Source organism: Pseudomonas sp. B7 (assembly GCF_016735645.1).
Lineage (GTDB): Bacteria > Pseudomonadota > Gammaproteobacteria > Pseudomonadales > Pseudomonadaceae > Aquipseudomonas > Aquipseudomonas glycinae.
On sequence record NZ_JAERRE010000005.1, the window covers coordinates 339845 to 361658 of the forward strand.

At 57.4% G+C, this 21814-nt stretch carries 16 protein-coding genes; 5 read left to right on the top strand and 11 right to left on the bottom strand.

Annotation, left to right across the window (positions count from 1 at the left end; translation table 11 throughout):
- Positions 1-185 precede the first annotated feature (185 nt).
- The 10 genes from JKA62_RS14590 to JKA62_RS14635 form a co-directional block, all read right to left on the bottom strand.
- Positions 186-1658, bottom strand: coding sequence for a mannitol dehydrogenase family protein (locus JKA62_RS14590; RefSeq protein ID WP_201818368.1), 1473 nt, complete (start codon positions 1656-1658; stop codon positions 186-188).
- 16 nt (positions 1659-1674) lie between these two features.
- Positions 1675-2778: an ABC transporter ATP-binding protein gene (locus tag JKA62_RS14595; protein WP_041475265.1), complete on the bottom strand. Its 1104-nt coding sequence runs from the start codon at positions 2776-2778 to the stop codon at positions 1675-1677.
- 23 nt (positions 2779-2801) lie between these two features.
- Positions 2802-3632 carry a carbohydrate ABC transporter permease gene (locus tag JKA62_RS14600; protein WP_007957423.1) on the bottom strand — a complete coding sequence of 277 codons (831 nt, stop codon included), beginning with the start codon at positions 3630-3632 and terminating at the stop codon, positions 2802-2804.
- A gap of 8 nt (positions 3633-3640) precedes the next feature.
- Positions 3641-4567 carry a carbohydrate ABC transporter permease gene (locus JKA62_RS14605; protein ID WP_011334053.1) on the bottom strand — a complete coding sequence of 309 codons (927 nt, stop codon included), beginning with the start codon at positions 4565-4567 and terminating at the stop codon, positions 3641-3643.
- A 145-nt stretch (positions 4568-4712) separates the two neighbouring features.
- Positions 4713-6023, bottom strand: a complete 1311-nt coding sequence (locus JKA62_RS14610; RefSeq protein WP_201818370.1) for an ABC transporter substrate-binding protein — start codon at positions 6021-6023, stop codon at positions 4713-4715.
- Positions 6024-6249: 226 nt separating this feature from the next.
- Positions 6250-7155, bottom strand: a complete 906-nt coding sequence (locus JKA62_RS14615; RefSeq protein ID WP_011334055.1) for an AraC family transcriptional regulator — start codon at positions 7153-7155, stop codon at positions 6250-6252.
- Between the two features lie 75 nt (positions 7156-7230).
- Positions 7231-8070 (bottom strand): phospholipase, encoded by an 840-nt coding sequence (locus tag JKA62_RS14620; RefSeq protein WP_201818372.1) that lies wholly within the window; start codon positions 8068-8070, stop codon positions 7231-7233.
- A gap of 152 nt (positions 8071-8222) precedes the next feature.
- Positions 8223-9512, bottom strand: a complete 1290-nt coding sequence (locus JKA62_RS14625) for a glycosyltransferase (RefSeq protein WP_201818374.1) — start codon at positions 9510-9512, stop codon at positions 8223-8225.
- An 82-nt stretch (positions 9513-9594) separates the two neighbouring features.
- A complete protein-coding gene (locus tag JKA62_RS14630) occupies positions 9595-13461 on the bottom strand; it encodes a hypothetical protein (protein ID WP_201818376.1) in 3867 nt (1288 codons plus the stop codon).
- A 205-nt stretch (positions 13462-13666) separates the two neighbouring features.
- Positions 13667-14032: a response regulator gene (locus tag JKA62_RS14635; RefSeq protein ID WP_201818378.1), complete on the bottom strand. Its 366-nt coding sequence runs from the start codon at positions 14030-14032 to the stop codon at positions 13667-13669.
- 264 nt (positions 14033-14296) lie between these two features.
- Here JKA62_RS14635 and JKA62_RS14640 point away from each other — a divergent pair, with 264 nt between their 5' ends.
- The 5 genes from JKA62_RS14640 to JKA62_RS14660 are packed head-to-tail and all read left to right on the top strand — an operon-like array spanning position 14297 to position 20841.
- Positions 14297-17788 carry a response regulator gene (locus JKA62_RS14640; protein WP_201818380.1) on the top strand — a complete coding sequence of 1164 codons (3492 nt, stop codon included), beginning with the start codon at positions 14297-14299 and terminating at the stop codon, positions 17786-17788.
- Positions 17788-18621 carry a CheR family methyltransferase gene (locus tag JKA62_RS14645; RefSeq protein ID WP_085603817.1) on the top strand — a complete coding sequence of 278 codons (834 nt, stop codon included), beginning with the start codon at positions 17788-17790 and terminating at the stop codon, positions 18619-18621. The genes JKA62_RS14640 and JKA62_RS14645 overlap by 1 nt, the downstream gene beginning before the upstream one ends.
- Positions 18618-19211, top strand: a complete 594-nt coding sequence (locus tag JKA62_RS14650; protein WP_011334062.1) for a chemotaxis protein CheB — start codon at positions 18618-18620, stop codon at positions 19209-19211. Before JKA62_RS14645 ends, JKA62_RS14650 begins: the two co-directional genes overlap by 4 nt.
- On the top strand, positions 19205-20419 hold the full coding sequence (locus JKA62_RS14655; RefSeq protein ID WP_011334063.1) for a hybrid sensor histidine kinase/response regulator: 1215 nt from the start codon (positions 19205-19207) through the stop codon (positions 20417-20419). Before JKA62_RS14650 ends, JKA62_RS14655 begins: the two co-directional genes overlap by 7 nt.
- 44 nt (positions 20420-20463) lie before the next feature.
- Complete coding sequence (locus JKA62_RS14660; protein ID WP_007954537.1) at positions 20464-20841, top strand: response regulator; 378 nt, start codon at positions 20464-20466, stop codon at positions 20839-20841.
- A gap of 10 nt (positions 20842-20851) precedes the next feature.
- Here JKA62_RS14660 and JKA62_RS14665 read toward each other — a convergent pair whose 3' ends face one another.
- On the bottom strand, positions 20852-21802 hold the full coding sequence (locus JKA62_RS14665) for a hypothetical protein (RefSeq protein WP_011334064.1): 951 nt from the start codon (positions 21800-21802) through the stop codon (positions 20852-20854).
- Positions 21803-21814: the final 12 nt, after the last annotated feature.

Genomic DNA, 21814 nt, shown 5'->3' on the forward strand with positions numbered 1-21814 from the left:
TTGGCGACTTCTAAAGCCACCCCTCACCCCAACCCTCTCCCCAGAGGGGAGAGGGGGGAAAGGGAGCAGATTTGTATCGGTTTCAAAACCTGAGTTCGACTCAAAACGTTCAGGTCGATGTACCTCAACAGTGCACCTCGATCGGCTCCCTCTCCCTCTGGGAGAGGGCTGGGGTGAGGGGCTTTTCAGGCCAGAATACGCTCGAGAGTCCGAGTGACGCCTTCTTCACGCAAGCTATTCAGGCACCACTCGAACGCCGCAACAAACTCTGGCGAACGCGGTATCGCCACCCCGAAAATCTCCTCAACCCCCAATAACCGCTCAGTGATCAAAGCATCCTCTGCCACCAACCCCTGACAGAACGCCGCCCGAGGATCAGGAATCGAATAAGTGTCGCCATTTTCATCCACGCCCTTCAGGTAAAGGGCCCAGGCCGCCACCACCAAGGCCGCGCGTTTGGTCTCGCGCCCATCGGCAATCAACCGATTGATCGTCGGAATGGTGAACTTGGGAAACTTCGACGAGCCATCGGAGCAAACCCGTTCAAGCTGATCGGCAATCGCCTGATTGGAGAACCGCGCCACCAGCGTGTCCTTGTACTCGGTGAGGTCGATGCCCGGCACCGGCGCCAGCTGCGGAGTCACGTCCAGGTCCATATAGGCGCGCATGTAGCGCACGAACAGCGGGTCGTTCATGGTTTCGTGAACGAAGCGGTAACCCTTCAAAAAGCCCAGGTAAGTCAGCGCCAGATGGCTACCGTTGAGCAGTTTGATCTTCATCTCTTCGTAGGGGGAAACATCGTCGGTGAACTGCACGCCGACCTTTTCCCAGGCCGGGCGGCCGTTGACGAACTTGTCCTCCAGCACCCATTGCACAAACGGTTCGCAGACCACCGGCCAGGCGTCATCGACGGCGTGCTTGTCCGCCAGTTGCAGGCGATGGGCGATGCTGGTCATCGGCGTGATGCGATCGACCATGGCGTTGGGGAAGCTGACGTTGGCGTCGATCCAGTCGTGCAGGTCCGGATCCAGCGAAGCAGTAAAGGCCAACAGTGCCTTGCGGGTCACCGCGCCGTTGTGCGGCAGGTTATCGCACGACATCACCGTGAACGCCGGAGTGCCCGCCGCACGCCGCTTGGCCAACGCCGCACAGAGGAAACCGAACACGGTTTTCGGCTGTTGCGGGTTCGTCAGGTCGTGCTGAATCTGCGGCAGGTGCGCCATGAATTCGCCGTTGCTGTCGTCGATGCAATAACCGCCCTCGGTGATGGTCAGCGAGACGATGCGGATCTGCGGATCGGCGAGTTTGTCGATCAGCGCCTGGGCGCTGTCCTCGGCCAGCAGCATGTCGCGGATCGCGCCGATGACCCGGACTTCGGTGTCGTCGCTGTCGCCCAGTTCGAACAGGGTGAACAGGTAGTCCTGCTCCTTGAGATCGTCGCGGGCGCGGCGGTCTTCGGCGCGCAGGCCAACGCCGCAAATCGCCCAGTCCAGTGCTTCGCCGGTGTTCATCAGCGCATCGGTGTAATACGCCTGATGCGCGCGGTGGAAGCCGCCGACGCCAATGTGGGCGATGCCTTGGCGGGTGTCGCTGAGGCTGTAGGCCGGCAGTTTCACTTCGGCGGCCAGGCGGTTGAGGTTTTGCTGGTTCAGTTTCATCGGGTCAGTCTCGAAATCAGGCGGCCGCGCGCAACGGGCGGGTCAGCGCCACGCCGTTGGCATCGAACAGATGGCAGTGGGAGGCGTCCAGGTGCAGGTTCAGTTGTTCGCCGTAACGGCTCGCCAGATCACCGCGCACGCGCATGGTCAGGGCTTCGCCGGCGTTGGTCTTGACGTGGCAGAAGGTGTCGCTGCCCAGTCGTTCGCTGACGTCGGCGGTAACTTGCAGGGTGCAATCGCCCGCTTGCGCCAGTTCCAGATGTTCCGGGCGAATGCCGAGAGTCACGGCGCTGCCGACGCTCAGGTTCGACGCGTTGAACGGCAGGGTGATGCGGGTGCCGGCGTCCAGCGAGACTTCGCAGCTCGCGCCGTCGATACGGGCGATCTGGCCTTTGAGGAAACCCATTTTCGGCGTGCCGAGGAACCCGGCGACGAACAGGTTGGCGGGGTGGTGATACAGCTCCAGCGGCGAGCCGACCTGTTCGATCTTGCCGCCATTGAGCACCACGACCTTGTCGGCCATGGTCATGGCTTCGACCTGATCGTGGGTCACGTAGATCATCGTGGCTTTCAAATCTTTGTGCAGGCGCAGCAGTTCCAGACGCATCTGCACCCGCAAGGCGGCGTCGAGGTTGGACAGCGGCTCGTCGAACAGGAAGATTTTCGGGTTGCGCACGATCGCCCGGCCGATGGCCACGCGCTGACGCTGGCCGCCGGACAACTGTTTTGGCTTGCGCTCGAGCATCGGTCCGAGTTCGAGAATGCGCGCCGCTTCGCCGACTTTCTTCTCGACTTCAGCTTTCGGCACGCCGGCCAGATCGAGGGCGAACGACATGTTTTTCTTCACGGTCATGTGCGGGTACAGCGCGTAGGTCTGGAACACCATCGCCAGATCACGCTTGGCCGGGCTGACTTCAGTGATGTCGCGCCCATCCAGTTCGATGGTGCCGCCGCTGACCTCTTCAAGGCCTGCGATCAGTCGCAACAGGGTGGATTTGCCGCAGCCCGACGGGCCGACGAACACCACGAATTCCTTGTCGTTCACTTCAAGGTCGATGCCCTTGATGATGGAAAAACCTTCGAAGCCTTTTTGCAGATTCTTGATTTTCAGGTTGGCCATGGTGGCGCTCCTCATGCGAGTTCTTATTTCACGGCACCGAACGACAGGCCGCGCACCAGTTGTTTCTGGCTGATCCAGCCGAAGATCAGGATCGGCGCGCAGGCCAGGGTCGAGACGGCCGACAACTTGGCCCAGAACAAGCCTTCGGGGCTTGAGTAGGAAGCGATCAACGCGGTCAGTGGCGCGGCTTTGGACGAGGTCAGGTTCAACGACCAGAACGCCTCGTTCCAGCACAGGATCAGCGAGAGCAGTACGGTCGAAGCCAGGCCGCCCTTGGCGATCGGCAACAGCACGCGGAGCATTTCCTGGGCGAGGGTGGCGCCGTCGAGGCGGGCGGCTTCGAGGATGTCCTTGGGGATGTCCTTGAAGTAGGTGTAAACCATCCAGACCACGATCGGCAGGTTGATCAGCGTGTAGATCACGATCAGCGCGATGCGCGTGTCGAGCAGGCCGAAACTCTTGGCCAGCAGGTAGATCGGCATCAGCACACCCACCGGAGGCAGCATCTTGGTGGAGAGCATCCACAGCAGCGTGCCTTTGGTGCGCTGGGTTTCGTAGAACGCCATCGAGTAGGCCGCCGGCACCGCGATCAGCAGGCAAAGAGCCGTGGCGCTGAAGGAAATCACCACCGAGTTCCAGGCAAAACTGAAGTAGTCGCTGCGCTCGTTGATGTGCAGGTAGTTCTCCAGCGTCGGCGTGAAGATGAACTGCGGCGGCGTGGCGAAAGCGTCGATTTCGGTCTTGAAACTGGTCAGCACCATCCAGAAGATCGGGAAGAAAATGATGATCGCGATGGCCCAGGCCAGCGTGCCGAGCAGCAGGCTTTGCAGCCGGCGGGATTGTTGAAGAGTCATGGCAGGCCTCAGGCTTTGTCAGTCAGGTTTTTGCCGATCATCCGCACCAGAATGATCGCGGCGATGTTGGCGATGACCACGGCGATCAGGCCGCCGGCCGAGGCCATCCCGACGTCGAACTGCACCAGCGCCTGGTTGTAGATCAGGTAGGCGAGGTTGGTCGACGCGTAGCCGGGGCCGCCGTTGGTGGTAGTGAAGATTTCGGCGAACACCGACAGCAGGAAGATGGTTTCGATCATCACCACCACGGCAATCGGCCGCGCCAGGTGCGGCAGGGTCAGGTGCCAGAAGATCGCGATCGGGCCAGCGCCATCGAGGCGCGCGGCTTCTTTCTGTTCCTGGTCGAGGGACTGCATGGCGGTCATCAGGATCAGGATCGCGAAGGGCAGCCATTGCCACGAGACAATGATGATGATCGACAGCAGCGGGTAGTGCGCCAGCCAGTCCACCGGCTGCGCGCCGAACAGTTTCCAGAGGTAGGCGAGGATCCCGGACACCGGATGGAAAATCAGGTTCTTCCAGATCAGCGCACCGACCGTGGGCATGATGAAGAACGGCGAAATCAGCATCACTCGCACGATGCCGCGACCGAAGAATTCGCTGGCTTCCAGCAACGCACTGATCAACACGCCGAACACCACGCTGATCAACAGCACGCTGCCTACCAGCAATAAGGTGTTGGTGGCACCGGGCATGAAGCCGGAGTCGGTCAGAAAGTAGGTGAAGTTTTCCAGCCCGACGAATTCGTTGGTGCCCGGGTCGAGCAGGTTGTAGCGGATCATCGAGAAATAGACGGTCATGCCCAGCGGCACGATCATCCACAGCAGCAACAGGGCCACCGAAGGGCTGACCAGGAACCAGCCGGGATTGGCCACGCGGCTTTTGCGCCGGGGCTGCGACAGGTCGATGTGGGCTTTGGCAGTTGAAGTATTCATGGTGATCACAACCGTTTTAAAAGGCAGACTCGATCCACTCTGGGAGCGAGCCTGTTCGCGATGAGGGTGGTCCATCCGCCACATTTATTGAGACCGGATTACCGCTATCGCGAGCAGGCTCGCTCCCACATGGAAATGCGCAGGATTACTTCGGATAACCCGCGCGCTTCATCTCGCGTTCGGTGGTTTGCTGGGCGGCGGTCAGCGCTTGGTCGACCGTGGTCTGGCCGATCAGTGCGGCGGAGAACAGCTTGCCGACCTGTGTGCCGATCCCCTGAAACTCGGGAATGGTCACCAGTTGAATGCCGATGTACGGCACCGGTTTGAGGGTCGGTTTGCTCGGGTCGGCCGCTTTCAGTGATTCCAGCGTGACTTTGGCAAACGGTGCGGCGCTCATGTAAGCGTCGCTGTAGGTCGAGGCGCGAGTGCCCGGCGGTACGTTGGCGATGCCGTCGGTCTTGGCGACCAGTTCGCCGTACTCTTTGGAGGTAGCCCAGGCGCTGAATTGCTTGGCGGCGTCCTTGGCCTTGGAGCTGGTCGGAATCGCCAGCGCCCACGAGTACAACCAGGCCGAGCCTTTGTCGGTGACCTGATGCGGCGCGTAGGTGAAGCCGACGTGATCGGCGACCTTGCTTTGGGTCTTGTCGGTGACGAACGAGCCGGCGACGCTGGCATCGACCCAGATCGCACATTTGCCGCTGTTGAACAGGGCGAGGTTCTCGTTGAAACCGTTGCTGGAGGCGCCCGGCGGGCCGGATTTCTTCATGGTGTCGACGTAGAAGTTCAGCGCGTTTTTCCATTCCGGACCGCTGAATTCCGGTTTCCATTGCTCATCGAACCAGCGCGCGCCATAGGCGTTGGCCACGGTGGTGATCAGCGCCATGTTTTCCCCCCAACCAGCCTTGCCACGCAGGCAGATGCCGTACTGTTCCTTGTCCTTGTGGGTGAGCTTTTCGGCGAAGCCGGCGATCTGTTCCCAGGTCGGGCGCTCCGGCATGGTCAGGCCGGCGTCCTTGAACAGGTCGGTGCGGTAATAGGTGATCGAGCTTTCGGCGTAGAACGGCAGGGCGTACAGCGAACCCTTGACTGACAGGCCTTCGCGTACGGACGGGAACACATCATCGAGGGCGTAGCTGGCCGGCAGATCCTTCATCGGCTCCAGCCAACCCTTGGCCCCCCAGAGTGCGGCTTCGTACATGCCGATGGTCAACACGTCGAACTGACCGCCTTGGGTGGCGATGTCGGTGGTCAGGCGCTGACGCAGGACGTTTTCTTCCAGCACCACCCAATTGAGCTTGATGTCCGGATGCTCGGTCTCGAAGGTTTTCGAGAGCTTTTGCATGCGGATCATGTCGCTGTTATTGACGGTGGCGATGGTCAGGGTCTGGGCGCCAAGGCTGACGCTGCTGAGGGTCATGCAGGTGAGGGCCAGCAGAGCTTTTGCAGTGGGTTGCATCGTGCACTCCTTTTCTGCACCCGGCGGGGGGCAGAAGGACAGTTATTGTTTTTGTGTTCTTCCGGCGGGGGAAGAATGTGCACTGATTACAGCCTTCTGACGAAGGGCTGACAAATCATCCCTAGCACTTGAATCGATACTTTTTTGCACTCGGGATTGGCGCGATAACCGCAGGGAAGGGCGTTTCAGCATGGCGAAGGGCGCGAAACCGTACAGATTTTCCTGCTCAGCCGTGGTTTTGCTCGGTCAGGCGCTGCACCACCAGCCGCCGGTAATGCGATGGCGTCATGCCTTTGAGCTGCTGAAAGCGCCGATTGAAATTGGAAATATTGTTGAAGCCCGACTCGAAACACACCTCGGTCACCGGTTTGTCGCCATCGGCCAGTAACTCGCAGGATTTGCTGATGCGCAGGCGATTGACGAATTCGATGAAATTGCGCCCGGTGGCCTGCTTGAACACGCGGCTGAAATAGGTGGGTTTCATGCCCAGGTGCTCGGCGACTTCCTCAAGGGGTAGCTCGCGGGCGTAGTGGGCGAAGATGTAATCCACCGCGCGGTTGGTGCGGTCGATGTTGTGCTCGTCGGCCAGTTGCGGGGTGGTTGCGCCGGACAGCAGTTGGTAGTCGTCGCACGCCGCCAGCAATTCCATCAGGATGAAAAAGTGCCCGAGACGGGTGATGCCGGTTGAATCGGCGATGCGTTGCATCAGGGTCATGGCCTGGCGAATTGTCTGCGGCGAGCGGAATTCGATGCCGTACTGCGCACGTTCGAGCAGCGGTGCCAGGGTCTTGAGTTCGGCGAATACCTGATGGCCGCTTTCGAACAGTTCATCGGTGAAGTTGACCAGCATGTCGCGTTTCTCGACCACTTCATCTTCGGCCACCTGGCTGATCCAGTTATGCGGCAGATTCGGGCCGGTCAGGAACAGGGTCTGTGGATAGAAGTTGCCGATGTAGTCGCCGATGAACACCTTGCCCGAACTGGCGACGATCAGGTGCAGTTCGTACTCCTTGTGAAAATGCCAGCGCACCAGCGGGCAGGGGAAACCGTGCTGGCGATAGATGATGGACAACCCGTTGTGGTCATCCATCAGCTCATAAGAAGGGTCAGTCACGCGGGCTGTTCGGGTCATGGCAGAGCGCTTTTATTGTTATCGCCCGGTGATCATGCCTCGTTCCTCGTCGGTTGCGCCAGTTTCCATTGCCGCTCAGAGCGCCCGTTCTCGGGCTTTCATCAAGTTGGCAATCCGGCAAATCTCTACCAGGTCCGACTCTTCGATGAAGTCGACATTGATGATGTTGCACTTCAATGCCCAGTCACTGTTGTCCAGATCGAACCATTCGTTCAACTGGTCATGGATGTCGACGGGACCGCCCAGGTAGGTATAACTGGTGGCGGACAACGACCAGGGACGCCAGGAGCCCGGTGGATTCTGCATGACACTACCGATGAACGCCTTCAGCTCGTCAGGCGTAGTCGTATCGGTGCCTGACCACTTATGGCTTACATAATCGTGGAATATCGTGTGATCAAGTTCTATGCCTGGACCGGCAGCGAACACTCGCTGTTGCGGGCTGGCGCGCTTCAGCTCCCGCAGGCTCAGGGCCGCGTTCCAGCGCGGGATCAGTCGATGCCCGAGAAAACTGCTCATTATTTTATTGAAGTAGTCGTGGTCGAAGTCTTTGCCATCAAGTTTGTGGAAATCAAGAACAATGAACTCGTCAGGGTTTTTTTGCAGAAAAAGTTCTACGTCGTTGATCAGTTGCCCTAATGTCCGAGAGTTTCGAAAACCATTATGGTGAAGAATGAATTTTTTTGGACCTTCCGCACTGGCTTCATAGCTCAGGCGAATATCCAGCGCTCTGGAACCATTGTGCAGTTGGGCGTAAAAGGTATCGTGCTGACATACCAGCCAATGGCGAGACGGGGAGAGCGGGTAGTCGGCGCGCCAGTCACTGCCTGCGTTGTGGGTGCCGGGCAATGTCAGTTCAGCGATTGTCAGTGTATCAATGGCGGGCGTTGCGCCCATCCAGTTATTGGTGCTCATTTATGCATCCTGCTTGAATTAAAGATTAGTTGATCATCCAAACTTTTTGTTTGAATGGCACTTGCAGGATGTTTATAGCGTTTAACTTTTTTTATGGCTATTGGTGGATTGATACAAGTTATTGGAGATTGTTTTTATAGTTTTCCGTCGTGTCATGTGTTCCGGTTTTTTGCTTCGATCCACTGCGCCATGTACTGAGTACTCTTGTGTGCGTGATGACGCAACATGCTGCCTGTAAAGTTGTTTTTTCTTAGTTGCGCCAGATGTTCACGGCAATATTTTATTTTCTCAATAAGAGCAGGGCCATGAATCGCTTGTTGATAGCGATCACGCAATAGCGTGGTTCCTTGAGTTTGAACTGTTTGCCACAGAACCTCGTCCTTGTAGAGCTGAACCGCTGCATCGGCGAACGCCCGCGCCGACTGCGTCACGGCTCCTGGCCAGAGATGATCCGCGTGCATCCCCTCAGCACCGATCGGCGTCGTCACGCTGGGCGTTCCGCAGAGCATGGCATCGATCAGCTTGCCCTTGATGCCGGCGCCGAAACGCAGGGGGGCCAGGCAAATCCGGGCATCGGACATGACCTGCAATGCATCCTCCGCCCAGTTCATGATGTGAAAACCCTGGGACGCATTGTGCAGCGCTGTTGCCTTGGGCGGCGTATACGCGCCGTAGACATGTAATTGTGCCTTGGGCAGTTGATCGCGAATCAGCGGCCAGACTGTCGTCTTCAGCCACAGAACGGCGTCCCAGTTCGGGGCGTGACGGAAATTGCCGATACTGAGGAAGTGCGCGCGCTCCTCGAAGGGTTTTGACGGTGTGCCGAGTGGTTCGACCATCAACGGACACCAGTGCAACAACTCCGGTGGCAGCTTGAACTGTTGCACCAGCAACTCGATTTCCACTGGCGAGATCATCAGGTTCAGATCGCAACGATAAAGCGCGGCGATCTCGCGCTTGGCCAGATCGGTTTCGGCCATCAGTTCGAACTCTTCGGCGAGCGCCGGGGCAAACAATCCTCGGAAATCGTTGGCGTCGTCGCTGAGCTTCAGTCGATCTTTCAAGCGCTGGTGTCGAGCATGCCGCAGGCTCTGCAGGTCCGACGTTTCCAGAACGCGCAAGGCAGCGGGGCAGTGTTTCTCCACTCGCCAACCGAACTGTTCTTCGATCATGAACTGGTCGAACAACACGATGTCCGGGGCCAGTTCACTGATAAACACATCGAAACTGCTGTTGTTCAGTTCGATCGGTACTTCGTGAATGCCCAGCGCAGTCAGATCGGCGCGGTGCTCACCGGTACCGGCCGGGCTGGCAAAGGTAACTTGCCAGCCTTGTCGCAGGAACGTCTCGAGAATCTGCATCACATGTCCGCTCGCGGCGGAGGAGCGAGGTTCCGGCCAGACGTAACCAATGACGAGGACTTTGGTTGCGGGCTGACTCATGAGTAACGATTCCTGGGACAAAGGGACAAAAAAAGGCGCGCGAATTAGAACACAATGCGCGCGCCTGCCAATCCGCTTTTTATCAGATCGGTGCCTTGCTCAGTTTGAGTCGCAACGAGCCGTCGATGAAGCCAAGCCTGTTGGTGTTTTTCAAGCCGTTCTGAATGCGAGCGAGATTGAGCAAGAACGTTTCCCGGTGTGTCCGTGCCTGATCGAGCATTGATACCGCCAGTGAGTAGGAATCGGCGTTGAGCAATGCCGGATGCTTTTTAACGAGCGACGGCAGCGTATTTTCGATAAGCCCCAACAACTCGAAGCCCTCATCATGAGTGGCCCGGAAATGCGGATTGGAAAGGTTTTTAGGGTGCGCTTTGTGAGCATCCTTGGCGAAATCCAGCAATCCGGCCACGTCCATATCGGCAGGCCCGGCGCCGGCCTGTTTCAATTGCCCGTAATACAAGTCCAGTGTGTCCGGCGCGCCGTGAGCCATTTCATGAACCAACACATCTCCAATCCGGCCATCGTCGTACTTGGCCATACGGTAATAGTCGTCCAGTCCGTCGGGGTAGATCACCAGAAATCGCTCCGGAGGGTTTTTCAAGTACGAGCCGTCGAGGACGCTGGCCTTCCAGCGCCTGTAAACCGGCGGCCGCAACGCAGCGTTGGCTTCCGAGCCTTTTTTGAACGACATGTTGGCAAGCGTGACGTAATCCAGATCGTTGCGCATGTTGTGCAAATTGGCTTTCACATGCCTGAGTACTTCATCGGAATCATTGCCAAAGACGTGCTTGAGCACCGCGCGCATGTCAGCGTTGTCGTTATCCAGGAGCATCAGAACAGCATTATCGAGTTTTGATTTGGCTGTCGGCAGGGCTCTTTTCACATAGGCCCGGGTATAACTGAAGGGTTTCGAGCGACCGAAGAGTCGGCGAAGCGGCGCCAAGGGCGAGGCTTTAAGGTTTCTCAACTTGGGTCCCCAGGCACCGCCAACCCTGTGATTCAGTGCATACCAGTCACTGTTTCGCTGAAGTGCCAACAGACTGACCGCATCCCCCGGATTATTCGCAGCCTTCCAGGTACCCTGAAACAGGTCTGATTTCTGCGCAGCCTTGACCAGATCGTAGGATTGCGCGCTTCCAGTCAGTTTGCGCAACTGGCCGGTGGCGGTTTCCAGAGTGTTCAGCCCGTATTTGCTCAGAAGCAGCACGCCCTTTTTGGCCAGGCGCCCACCTTGCACAGCCAACGTCGGCAACCCGTCCAGCGGGTTGAAAATGGACACCGAAAAATGCGCCCCTGCCTTGGCAATGCTCAGAGCCTTGGCGGTCGTCGAGGTGGTCTTGCCGGCGATGCCGGCAATTGTGGCACCGAAACCGACAACCAGTCCCAGCAACGCCAGACCGTCGAGAATGCAGCCGCCGATGCCCTCGGTTACTTGAGACGCGTCGCCGGATCGCAGGTCCTCTATACATTTCTTGAAAGGCACGATGACATTGATGATGGCTTCATTCACCTGATCATTTTCGGCGCGTATTTGCTGCAGTTCGGTCTTTGCGTACAACGATGAATACAGTTCGTCACGAGTGGCCACCGGGTGATTGCCCAGTACCCCCTGCGCCAAGGATTGGAAGGCTGCGGAAAAGAAAAGCGGAACCGGATGCACTGCCTCGGACGTCAGGGTGAAATGCCAAAGCTTTTCCACGACCGCGCCAGACTTCACACCGTGTTTCGGCTCGCTGCCATTGAGATAGGCATCGAGGTCAAGAGGCCATTGGCGCTCGGGTTTTTTGGGCTGAAAGTCCGTGTCCGCGCCTTTGTAGGACAGTGAAGGCTCTTCATACACAACCCCGGTGGAACGCAACATGTCGGCCAGCTCCGGACGCTCGCGACAAAGTCCCCTGAGAGAGAACAGTTCATAACAATGGAATGCCTTACCGTTTTGGCAGCCCAGAATAATGCCGTAACGCCCCTTGGCAGCATTGCGATGGCGTTGGGTTTCTTCAAATGGATTGAGCGTGTTTACCGACTTTCGAACGGTATATAACGTGATGAAACCATTGGCCAGCATTGTCCTGTCACGTTTGGGCAAGTTTGACACTGCCATTTTGATGATGGACTGGAGGCTCTTCTGCAAAGTTTGATGGTATTGCTCAAAAACCTCGTCGAACAGCGAGTCGATTGGTTCCAGTTCGCCGAGCCGTGAGAAGGCGTTAGCGGGGGGATTGAATGCCTCGGTGGTTATGAACTTGTCCGTCAACTTGCCGTCAACGACCAGATCACCTGACAGGTAGAGGTCGAGAATCGAAACACGGAGTCTCTCTATTTTTGAATGTTCGCCGTTTGCATTACTCAGGCTGACAGGATGATAAAGCAGTAACCATTCCAGAATGTTGCGTTCACCCAATGACGGGTCGAACCTGGCTTTGAATACTCGTTGTTCAAGATAATCGCCTGCCGGCAAAACGCGTTTCAGCGCTTGCAGTGCCAACTCCCGTCGATCAGGCGGAACAACCGAAATACCTGTTTCGACCTCATTCAATGCTTCGGCATATTCGCTGAAACGGTTGGCGGCGATGATGAAGGCATCTACGTCATATTCATTTTCCATCGTCGCAGGCAAGACACCGTTGAGCATTGCCCACTGGATAACCGGTGTGATGGTTGCCAGTTCGTGCATCGCACGTTGAGCGCTACTGACGGGCGACAGTTCAGAAAATGCCTTCACCCGGGCGTAGGTCATCAGGCGCGAAGCGCCGGGCGCAGCGAGCTCAATCAGTGCGACCGCCTGGGACAGAATGACCCAGCCAGGCTTGCCGATCGTCAATTCGACGGGCATTTGCTGAACGAGGAACTGGGGTGCCGCGCCTGCCAGCAACAGGTGTGCGGCCAAAGGCCCCAGTTCAGGTTCCAGCTGCGTTTCGACGATCAGTTGTTTTTCAAATGCCTGCACCACCTGCGAAGGGGGCCTCAAAGCATTGTCCGGTTGATACAGAGCAAACCCGGCGATTGTTTTCGCATGCCGTTCGACATCGACTTTCAGATCCAGAATCAACGCGGTGGCTGCCAGACATTTGATTTGTCGTTTCGCCACTTCCCGGTCAGCTTGTTCCAGGTGCCATTGCAGCCGCTGATGCAGAACTTCACCCAGCATCCTGGCTTTCGGCGAATCGAGAAAGCGTTCCAGGTAGTCGGCCGCGCGTTCGCGCCGACCAACTTCAGGCACCTGGCGCAGATCGTCCGTTGCAATGAACTTCAACAGACTGGACTGACCTTGCGTGAGTTCGTCAGTGACCAGCGTGATGGTTTTGCGTGCCTCTGCCGACAGGTGAAAAGGCGAGTCGACGGGTTCCCCCAGCAATTGATAAAAGTCGGCTGTATCCGGGCTTTGCGGAATTTCGAACTGAAGAAACTCGACCAGATTACGCACTTGTTCAACATTGCCGGGCAGGGTGTATTCATGAAAGCGAAGCCACTGATCGACTGCAAAAAACTCCCCGGAAAAAACACAGCCGCCGGTTTTTACCGCGCAGTCCCCCAACATCAGGATGTCATTGAGCAAGTCGGTGCTAATGGCGGGGTCGTTGGTGATATCAACCCATCCATCCTTGATCAGGATCCTGAGTCTGGCCTGCTCATCAATACAGACAACAGTGTCATCAGGCAGGGAATGTTTCTGCGCAAGGAAAGCAAAGTCCTCGGTTTCAAGCATCTTTGACAAAGCGACGCGGGCAAATTCCAGGGCATTATCAAACGTCGTGCCGGACAAACGGGGCACCGTGGTGTCGCGCAAGTCGATGAGTTCAGTGTCCGGGCGTTTTCCTGCAAGGGTAGAGAGGCTTGAAGCAATGCTGGATTTTTCTGTTTGATCAAGCTTTCGACGCGAGGCAACATTCCCGAAATCGAATGTAGCGTCGTCTATATCCAGCAGGCTTGTGCCCTGTGCAAGTTGCATAAGCAATTTGTCCTTGATTTATATTCTGAATTAGTTGTCCTCGGCAGTTATGCGAAAGTTGGTGGTGCGTAAAAAACACAACTACGGAACGGCCGCAGAATAGTTTTGTTCTGCGGCTGATGAACAGTTGTAGTTGGTTTCAAAGTTGGTCAGGGCAGACCCGGGATCCGCCCTTTGAATAGTTCGGGAATGGAAGTTGAAACTTTCAGGAACACTCAAGTACGGCTTTGACTTTGTCTCGTAACTGATCGATTGAAAACGGCTTGCCGATCACATGCATGTCCGCCGGCACTTCAATGGCCTCGGCATAACCACTGGCAAACAAAATCGGCAGGGCCGGGCGAATGTTGCGAGCTTCGGTGGCCAGTTGGCGGCCATCCATGATCGGCAGACCAACGTCAGTCATCATCAGGTCGATGTGCTGATTCACATCCTTGAGGATGTCCAGTGCCTGCTCGCTGCCATCCGCCTCCAGAACCTTGAACTCCAATTCCTCCAGCACGTCGACGATCAGCATGCGCACGATGGCATCGTCTTCTACTACAAGGATGGTGGACACAGGGCTGGACATAATGGCGGCTCTCAAGAATGGGGGGGGGGGCGCCGGTCGATCAAAAATGCCGGGCTCTTGCATGAGTAAGTGGCGCATGGCCACAAGTTCCCGAGTGGATACAAAAAAAGAATAGGCGCAAACGGGCGGGCAAGGATACCTGTAGGCCCGCGATTCGGCGTAGGCAAATGTAGGAAAACAGTACTAAAGCAGTGAGAAAAATGGATCCATACCGCCGTTTTGGGGCAAACTCCCTGGTTTTCAACAGTTCGACAAGGCTGCCACATGTCCTCTCCGTCTTCGGTTGATGAGCAACGGTTCCGCAAACTCCTGAGCCGCAACGTCAGTTTGCCGTTGGGCGTCGGCGTCATCAGTGCCGTGTTCTTCGTTTCGCTGATCACCTATTTGTTGTCGGTTATCCAGTGGGTGGAGCACACCGACCGGGTGATCAATAACGCCAACGAAGCGGTGAAACTCACCGTGGATCTGGAAACCGGCATGCGCGGGTATCTGCTCAGCGGCGACGAGCATTTCCTCGATCCGTACGAGACGGCCAAGCCTCGCATTGCTGTGGCTCTGAATACCTTGCTCGAACTGACTGCCGACAATCCGGCTCAAACCGACCGCCTGCGTCGTCTTCAGGCGCTGCAAACCGAGTGGGCGACGTATGCGCAGTCGATGATCGATCTGCAACGCGCGAGCGGTGATTACAAGTCCGCGGTCAAAGCGGGGAAGGGCAAGCGCCTGACCGACGAAATACGTAAACAGTTCGAAGATGTAATTGAAACCGAACAGTTGCTGCGTGCTTCACGCAACGAAGACGTGCGCCGCACCACGATCTGGAGCATCAGCCTTTATCTGCTGTTTGTGGCCGGTATCAGCGGTCTGCTGGCCTATGTCGGTCGGCGCGATCTGGTCAACCTGTCGCAAAGCTATGGCGCGACCCTGGCGGCGCAAGAGGCCAGTGCAAAACGTCTGGAACAGCAAGCCTGGTTGCGCAACGGCCAGACCCAGCTCGCCGAGCAAGTGCTGGGGCAACTGACGGTCAATCTGCTGGGGCGCAATATTCTGCAATTCTGCGCCCAGTATCTCGGCAGCGCCGTGGCCGCGTTGTATGTGCGCGAGGAACATGGCGGCCTCAAACGCGTTGCGACTTATGGCTTCTCCCGCGAACAGGAACAACAGAACCAATCGATCTACAGCGAAGAAGGTCTGGTCGGGCAGGTCGCTCAGCAGGCGCGGTTGATTCGTCTCGATTCGGTGCCGTCCGACTACTTCAAGGTCAGTTCCGGCTTGGGCGAAGGCCTGCCGCACAGTGTGCTGGTGGTGCCTACCAGTGATGACGAACGAGTCAACGGCGTGATTGAGCTCGGTTTCCTGCGTCCGCTCACCGATCGCGATGTGGCGCTGCTGGAATTGATCGCCGGCAACATTGGTACGTCCATCGAAGCGGCGCGTTATCGCCAACGTTTGCAGGAAGTACTGGCCGAAACCCAGCAACTCAACGAAGAGTTGCAGGTACAACAGGAAGAGCTGAAAACCGCCAACGAAGAGCTGGAAGAACAGTCGCGGATTCTCAAGGAATCCCAGGCGCATCTGGAAACCCAGCAAGTCGAGCTGGAGCAGACCAACGAACAATTGGCCGAACAGGCCCAGACCCTGGCCGAGCAGCGCGACGCCATGGATCAGAAGAACACCGAGCTCAATCAGGCGCAGGTGCAGCTCGAAGAACGCGCCGAAGAGTTGCAGCGTTCGAGCAAGTACAAATCCGAATTCCTCGCCAACATGTCCCACGAACTGCGCACGCCGCTGAACAGTTCGCTGATCCTGGCCAAGCTGCTGGCGGAAAACCCGCAGGAAAACCTCAGCGCCGAGCAGGTCAAGTTTGCCGAGTCGATCTATTCCGCCGGCAACGACCTGCTCAACCTGATCAACGACATTCTCGATATTTCCAAGGTGGAAGCCGGCAAGCTCGAAGTGATGCCGGAAAACACCAGTGTCGCGCGCCTGGCCGACGGTTTGCGCGGGATGTTCGAACCGCTGGCGGCAGACAAGCAACTCGCATTCAGTGTCCAGTTGCAGCCCGATGCGCCGAGTACGCTGTTCACCGACCGCCAGCGTCTGGAACAGGTGATCAAGAACCTGCTGTCCAACGCCGTGAAATTCACCGAGCACGGCACCGTCAGTCTGACCATTGCCGGTCAGCCGGACGGCCGCATCGCCTTCATCGTGCGCGATTCGGGTATCGGGATCGCGGCAGACCAGCAGGAAAGCATTTTCGAAGCCTTCCGTCAGGCCGACGGCACCACCAACCGCAAATACGGCGGCACTGGCTTGGGCCTGTCGATTTCCCGGGATCTGGCGACGCTGTTGGGCGGCTCGATCAGCGTCAGCAGCGCGCCGGGGCAGGGCAGTGTCTTCACCCTGGTGCTGCCGCAGCACTACCGCGAACCGGGCGACGCGCCTGTCGCGCCGCTGACGTTCAGCCCGCCAGCCGCCGCTCCGGTCATGGCATCCGCTGTAGCGGTTTCGCCGCTGGCCTCTGTCGAGATTCCGCGCTTCAACGATGACCGCGATAAAGCGCCGTTCAATACCCGCTGCATTCTGGTGGTGGAAGACGAACCGAATTTCGCCCATATCCTCTACGACCTCGCCCATGAACTGGGTTATCAGTGCCTGGTTGCCCACGGCGCCGATGAAGGCTATGACCTGGCGAAAGAGTTCGTGCCGGACGCAATCCTGCTGGACATGCGCCTGCCGGACCATTCGGGCCTGACCGTTCTGCAACGCCTGAAAGAACACGCCGAAACCCGGCATATCCCGGTGCACGTGATTTCCGTGGAAGACCGCGTCGAAGCGGCCATGCACATGGGCGCCATCGGTTACGCGGTCAAGCCGACTACCCGTGAAGAGCTCAAGGACGTGTTCGCCCGTCTTGAAGCGAAGCTCACCCAGAAGGTCAAACGCGTGCTGCTGGTCGAGGACGACGATCTGCAACGGGAAAGCATCGCTCGGCTGATCGGCGACGACGACATCGAAATCACCGCCGTCGGCCTGGCGCAGGACGCACTGGAGCTACTGCGCACGACGATCTTCGATTGCATGGTCATCGACCTGAAGCTGCCGGACATGCTTGGCAACGACCTGCTCAAACGCATGTCCACCGAGGACATCTGCTCGTTCCCGCCTGTCATCGTCTATACCGGGCGTAACCTGACCCGCGACGAAGAGGCCGACCTGCGCAAGTATTCGCGTTCGATCATCATCAAGGGCGCCCGCTCGCCAGAGCGTCTGCTGGACGAGGTCACACTCTTTCTGCACAAAGTCGAATCGCAGTTGTCCCATGAACGGCAGAAGATGCTCAAGACCGCCCGCAGTCGCGACAAGGTCTTCGAAGGCCGCAAAGTGCTGCTGGTGGACGACGATGTTCGCAACATCTTCGCCCTGACCAGTGCGCTGGAAACCAAGGGTGCAGTCGTGGTGATCGGCCGAAACGGTCGTGAAGCGATTGAAAAACTGAATGAAGTCGAGGACATCGACCTGGTGCTGATGGACGTGATGATGCCGGAAATGGATGGTTTCGAAGCCACCATGGAAATCCGCAAGGATCCGCGCTGGCGCAAGCTGCCGATCATCGCGGTGACGGCCAAGGCCATGAAGGACGATCAGGAGCGCTGCCTGCAGGCGGGCGCCAATGATTACCTGGCCAAGCCCATTGACCTGGATCGCCTGTTCTCGCTGATTCGCGTGTGGTTGCCGAAGATGGAACGCATTTAGTGGAACGTAGTAATCCCGTTGAACGAAACAGTGAAATCGAACTGCGGCTGTTGATTGAGGCAATTTATCTCAAGTACAGCTATGACTTTCGCGATTACTCCGGCGCCTCGATCAAGCGCCGGGTGCAACATGCGCTGAGCCAGTTCGAGTGCGCGACCATCTCGGCCCTGCAGGAGAAAGTCCTCCATGACCCGACGGCGTTCATGCAGTTGCTGCAATTGCTGACGATCCCGGTCAGCGAGATGTTCCGCGATCCGTCGCACTTCCTGGCGATCCGTCAGGAGGTGGTGCCGCTGCTCAAGACCTATCCGTCGATCAAGATCTGGATCGCCGGTTGCAGCACCGGCGAGGAGGTCTACTCGATGGCGATCCTGCTGCGTGAAGAAGGCCTGCTCGACCGCACGATCATCTATGCCACCGACATCAATCCGCGCTCGCTGGACAAGGCCAAGCAGGGGATCTTTTCGATGGAAAACGTGCGCGCCTACACCGCCAACTACCAGCAGGCCGGCGGCCAGCGCTCGTTCGCCGACTACTACACTGCTGCCTATGGCTACGCGATTTTCGACAAGAGCCTGTGCGAAAACGTGACCTTCGCCGATCACAGCCTGGCGACCGATAGTGTATTCTCCGAAACTCAATTAATTTCATGTCGTAACGTGTTGATTTACTTCAATAAAAAACTTCAGGATCGAGCGTTCGGATTGTTCCATGAGTCGTTGTGCCATCGTGGATTCCTGGTATTGGGCAGCAAGGAAACTTTGGATTTTTCCGGCTACTCCAACCAGTTCGAGCCGCTGGTGAAACAAGAACGGATCTACCGCAAATCATGAACAGTGCAGCGGATTTGCCTCGGGTCGAGGCGATTGTGGTCGGAGCTTCCGCCGGTGGCGTCGAGGCTTTGTTGACGATGCTCGGTTCCTTGAGGGCCGGGTTCGGACTGCCGATCATTATCGTGCTGCATCTGCCGGAAGAGCGCCGCAGTCAGCTCGCCGAGGTGTTTGCCCGGCGAGTGGCGCTGCCGGTGGCAGAAGCCATCGACAAGCAGGACATCACACCGGGCACCGTGTACTTCGCGACGCCGGGTTATCACCTGTCGGTGGAGCAGGACTTCAGCCTGTCGCTGAGCCTTGAAGACCGCCTGCATCATTCGCGGCCTTCGATCGACTTCCTGTTCGAATCCGCCGCCGATGCCTACGGGCCGGCGCTGGCCGCCGTGTTGCTGACCGGCGCCAACCACGATGGCGCGCGGGGCCTGGCGCAAGTCAAACGCCTGGGCGGCCTGACCATCGTGCAGGACCCCGACGAGGCGCAGGTCGCCACCATGCCTCGCGCGGCACTGAAAACGCATCAACCGGATTACATACTTCCCATACACGGCATCGGCCGTCTGCTTGTCGAGCTGGAACGAATCGCATGCTGAGTAATATCCAGGCAAAACTGCTGATCGTCGACGATCTGCCCGAGAACCTGCTGGCCCTCGAAGCGCTGATCAAACGCGAAGACCGCACCGTCTATAAAGCGTTATCGGCGGACGAAGCGCTGTCGCTGCTGCTGCAACACGAATTCGCCATGGCCATTCTCGACGTGCAGATGCCCGGCATGAACGGCTTCGAACTGGCCGAGCTGATGCGCGGCACCGAGAAAACCAAGAACATCCCGATCATCTTCGTCAGCGCTGCCGGCCGTGAACTCAATTACGCGTTCAAGGGCTATGAAAGCGGCGCGGTAGACTTCCTGCACAAACCGCTGGATATCCACGCGGTGAAGAGCAAGGTCAATGTCTTCGTCGACCTTTACCGCCAGAGCAAGGCGATGAAGCAACAGGTCGAAGCCCTCGAGCAGAGCCGCCGCGAACAGGAAGCGCTGTTGCTGCAACTGCAAAGCACCCAGGGCGAACTGGAGCAAGCGGTACGCATGCGCGACGATTTCATGTCGATCGTCGCCCACGAAGTGCGTACGCCGCTTAACGGCCTTATCCTCGAAACCCAACTGCGCAAGATGCACCTGGCTCGGGACAACGCCGCCGCGTTCACCCTCGACAAGATGCACGCCATGGTCGACCGCGACGAGCGCCAGATCAAAAGCCTGATCCGCTTGATCGAGGACATGCTCGACGTGTCGCGGATCCGCACCGGCAAGCTGTCGATCCGACCGAGTCGCTTCGACCTCGCGCAGCTGGTGGGCAGTCTGCTGGAGAATTTCGCCCAACAGATCGAGGCCGCCGAGACTGAGGTCAGTTTCACTGCCGCCGAACCGGTGGAAGGCCAGTGGGACGAATTCCGCATTGAGCAGGTGGTGTCGAACCTGCTGACCAACGCCTTGCGTTATGGCGGTAAAAGTCCGATCCAGGTACGGGTCTATCGCGAAGGCAATGAAGCCCGGGTTGAAGTTCAGGATCAGGGCATCGGCATCAGCGAGGAGAACCAGAAACGCATTTTTCAACAGTTCGAACGGGTTTCCGCCAAAACGGTGGTGGCCGGCCTCGGGCTGGGGCTGTTCATCTCCGAGCAGATCGTCGCCGCCCATGGCGGCTCCATCGTCGTCGAAAGCAAGATCAACGAGGGCGCCCTGTTTCGCGTTTGTCTGCCGCTCCAGGAAAACGGCAAAACAAACGCAACCTCTGAGTGACCACACGGTCGTATCAGCAGCTATTGACCGAACAAAGGCTTCCCATGAGCGTAGATGCACAAGATGTAGTACTCGTCGTCGAGGACGAACCGGTGATCCTGATGGTCCTGACCGATTATTTGTCAGGCCAGGGCTATCGCGTATTGCAGGCCGAAAACGGCGAGCAGGCGTTCGAGATTCTCGCGAGCAAGCCGCATCTGGACATGTTGATTACTGATTTCCGCCTGCCTGGCGGGATCTCCGGCGTGCAGATCGCCGAACCTGCCGTCAAATTGCGCCCTGATCTGAAGGTGATCTTCATCAGCGGCTATCCGCAGGAAATCCGTGAGACCGGCAGTCCGATCACTCGTCGTGCACCGATCCTGGAAAAACCGTTCGATCTGGATGTGTTGCAGGAGAAGATTCAGGAACTGCTGGCCTGAGATCCAGCTCTTAGCAGGCGTTTTCAGGGTTAGGCGTACATTCCTCTTCCGCCTGGTCTGCCGGGTTGAATGTAAAAGTGGCATTGCCTGAGGCGGAGGTTGGTAGTGTGATTTTGATGATTGGCTTAAACATTCCATTGGTTGCTTTGAAAAAATCGCGTTGGTCGTGTTGCGCGCCAGCCAAGCCAGTCGTGGTATAGAAAAACGCCAGAATGGGTAATTGATCGGGAATGTTTTGTGGCCACGTTTCTAAAACCAGTTCATTTTGCTCACCGAACCACTCGGGTCCCAGCATGTTTCTTGCGCGAATGGTCTGGTAAAACCGATCGGCAGCCGGCGTGGCTTTAACTACATTGAATCCGCATTGATAGGTGTGCGGATAACCGCCTGGAGCAGAGGCCCAATGAGCCATCCATTTTTCGGCAGTATCGATTCCGATAATCTCGCAGCTTCGGCTTTGATTGGGATGGTCTGGGTGGGCTCCACAGGGCGTTAGTCGACGCTGTGTCCAGCCATCGATAGGGAAACTGCAAAGAGGTTTCAACTGGATTTTGCCGGGTAAAGCTTCTGCGAGGGGTGCCACGATAAATCCGTTTGTCATTCCATAAGCAAGCCTCGAAAATTTTGAATCTTTGCGCAAGTAAGAGGCCGATACCCCTCCATTCCGTTGTGAAACGGGACTGGGATTCCATGAAAAGTAATTCGGAGAAGGGACAGTCCCTCTTATAACTACGCCAGAACAGTCGAATGCCGCCAGAGTTCCGCAGGTTGGGCTGTCATTCGAATAGTTGGCAGTTAGAGTCGCTGCGACTTGTGCGCCACTCTGCGAAGCGGTCAATGAAGTCTGACTGATACCCGCTCGATTTACTGACGTTTGCGGTGGGGCTTGTGTCTGTTCCAGGGTCTGACAAGACGCGATGGATAGCGTCATCAAAAGCACGAGCGCTTTTTTAAGCTCCATGTGTTCCTACCT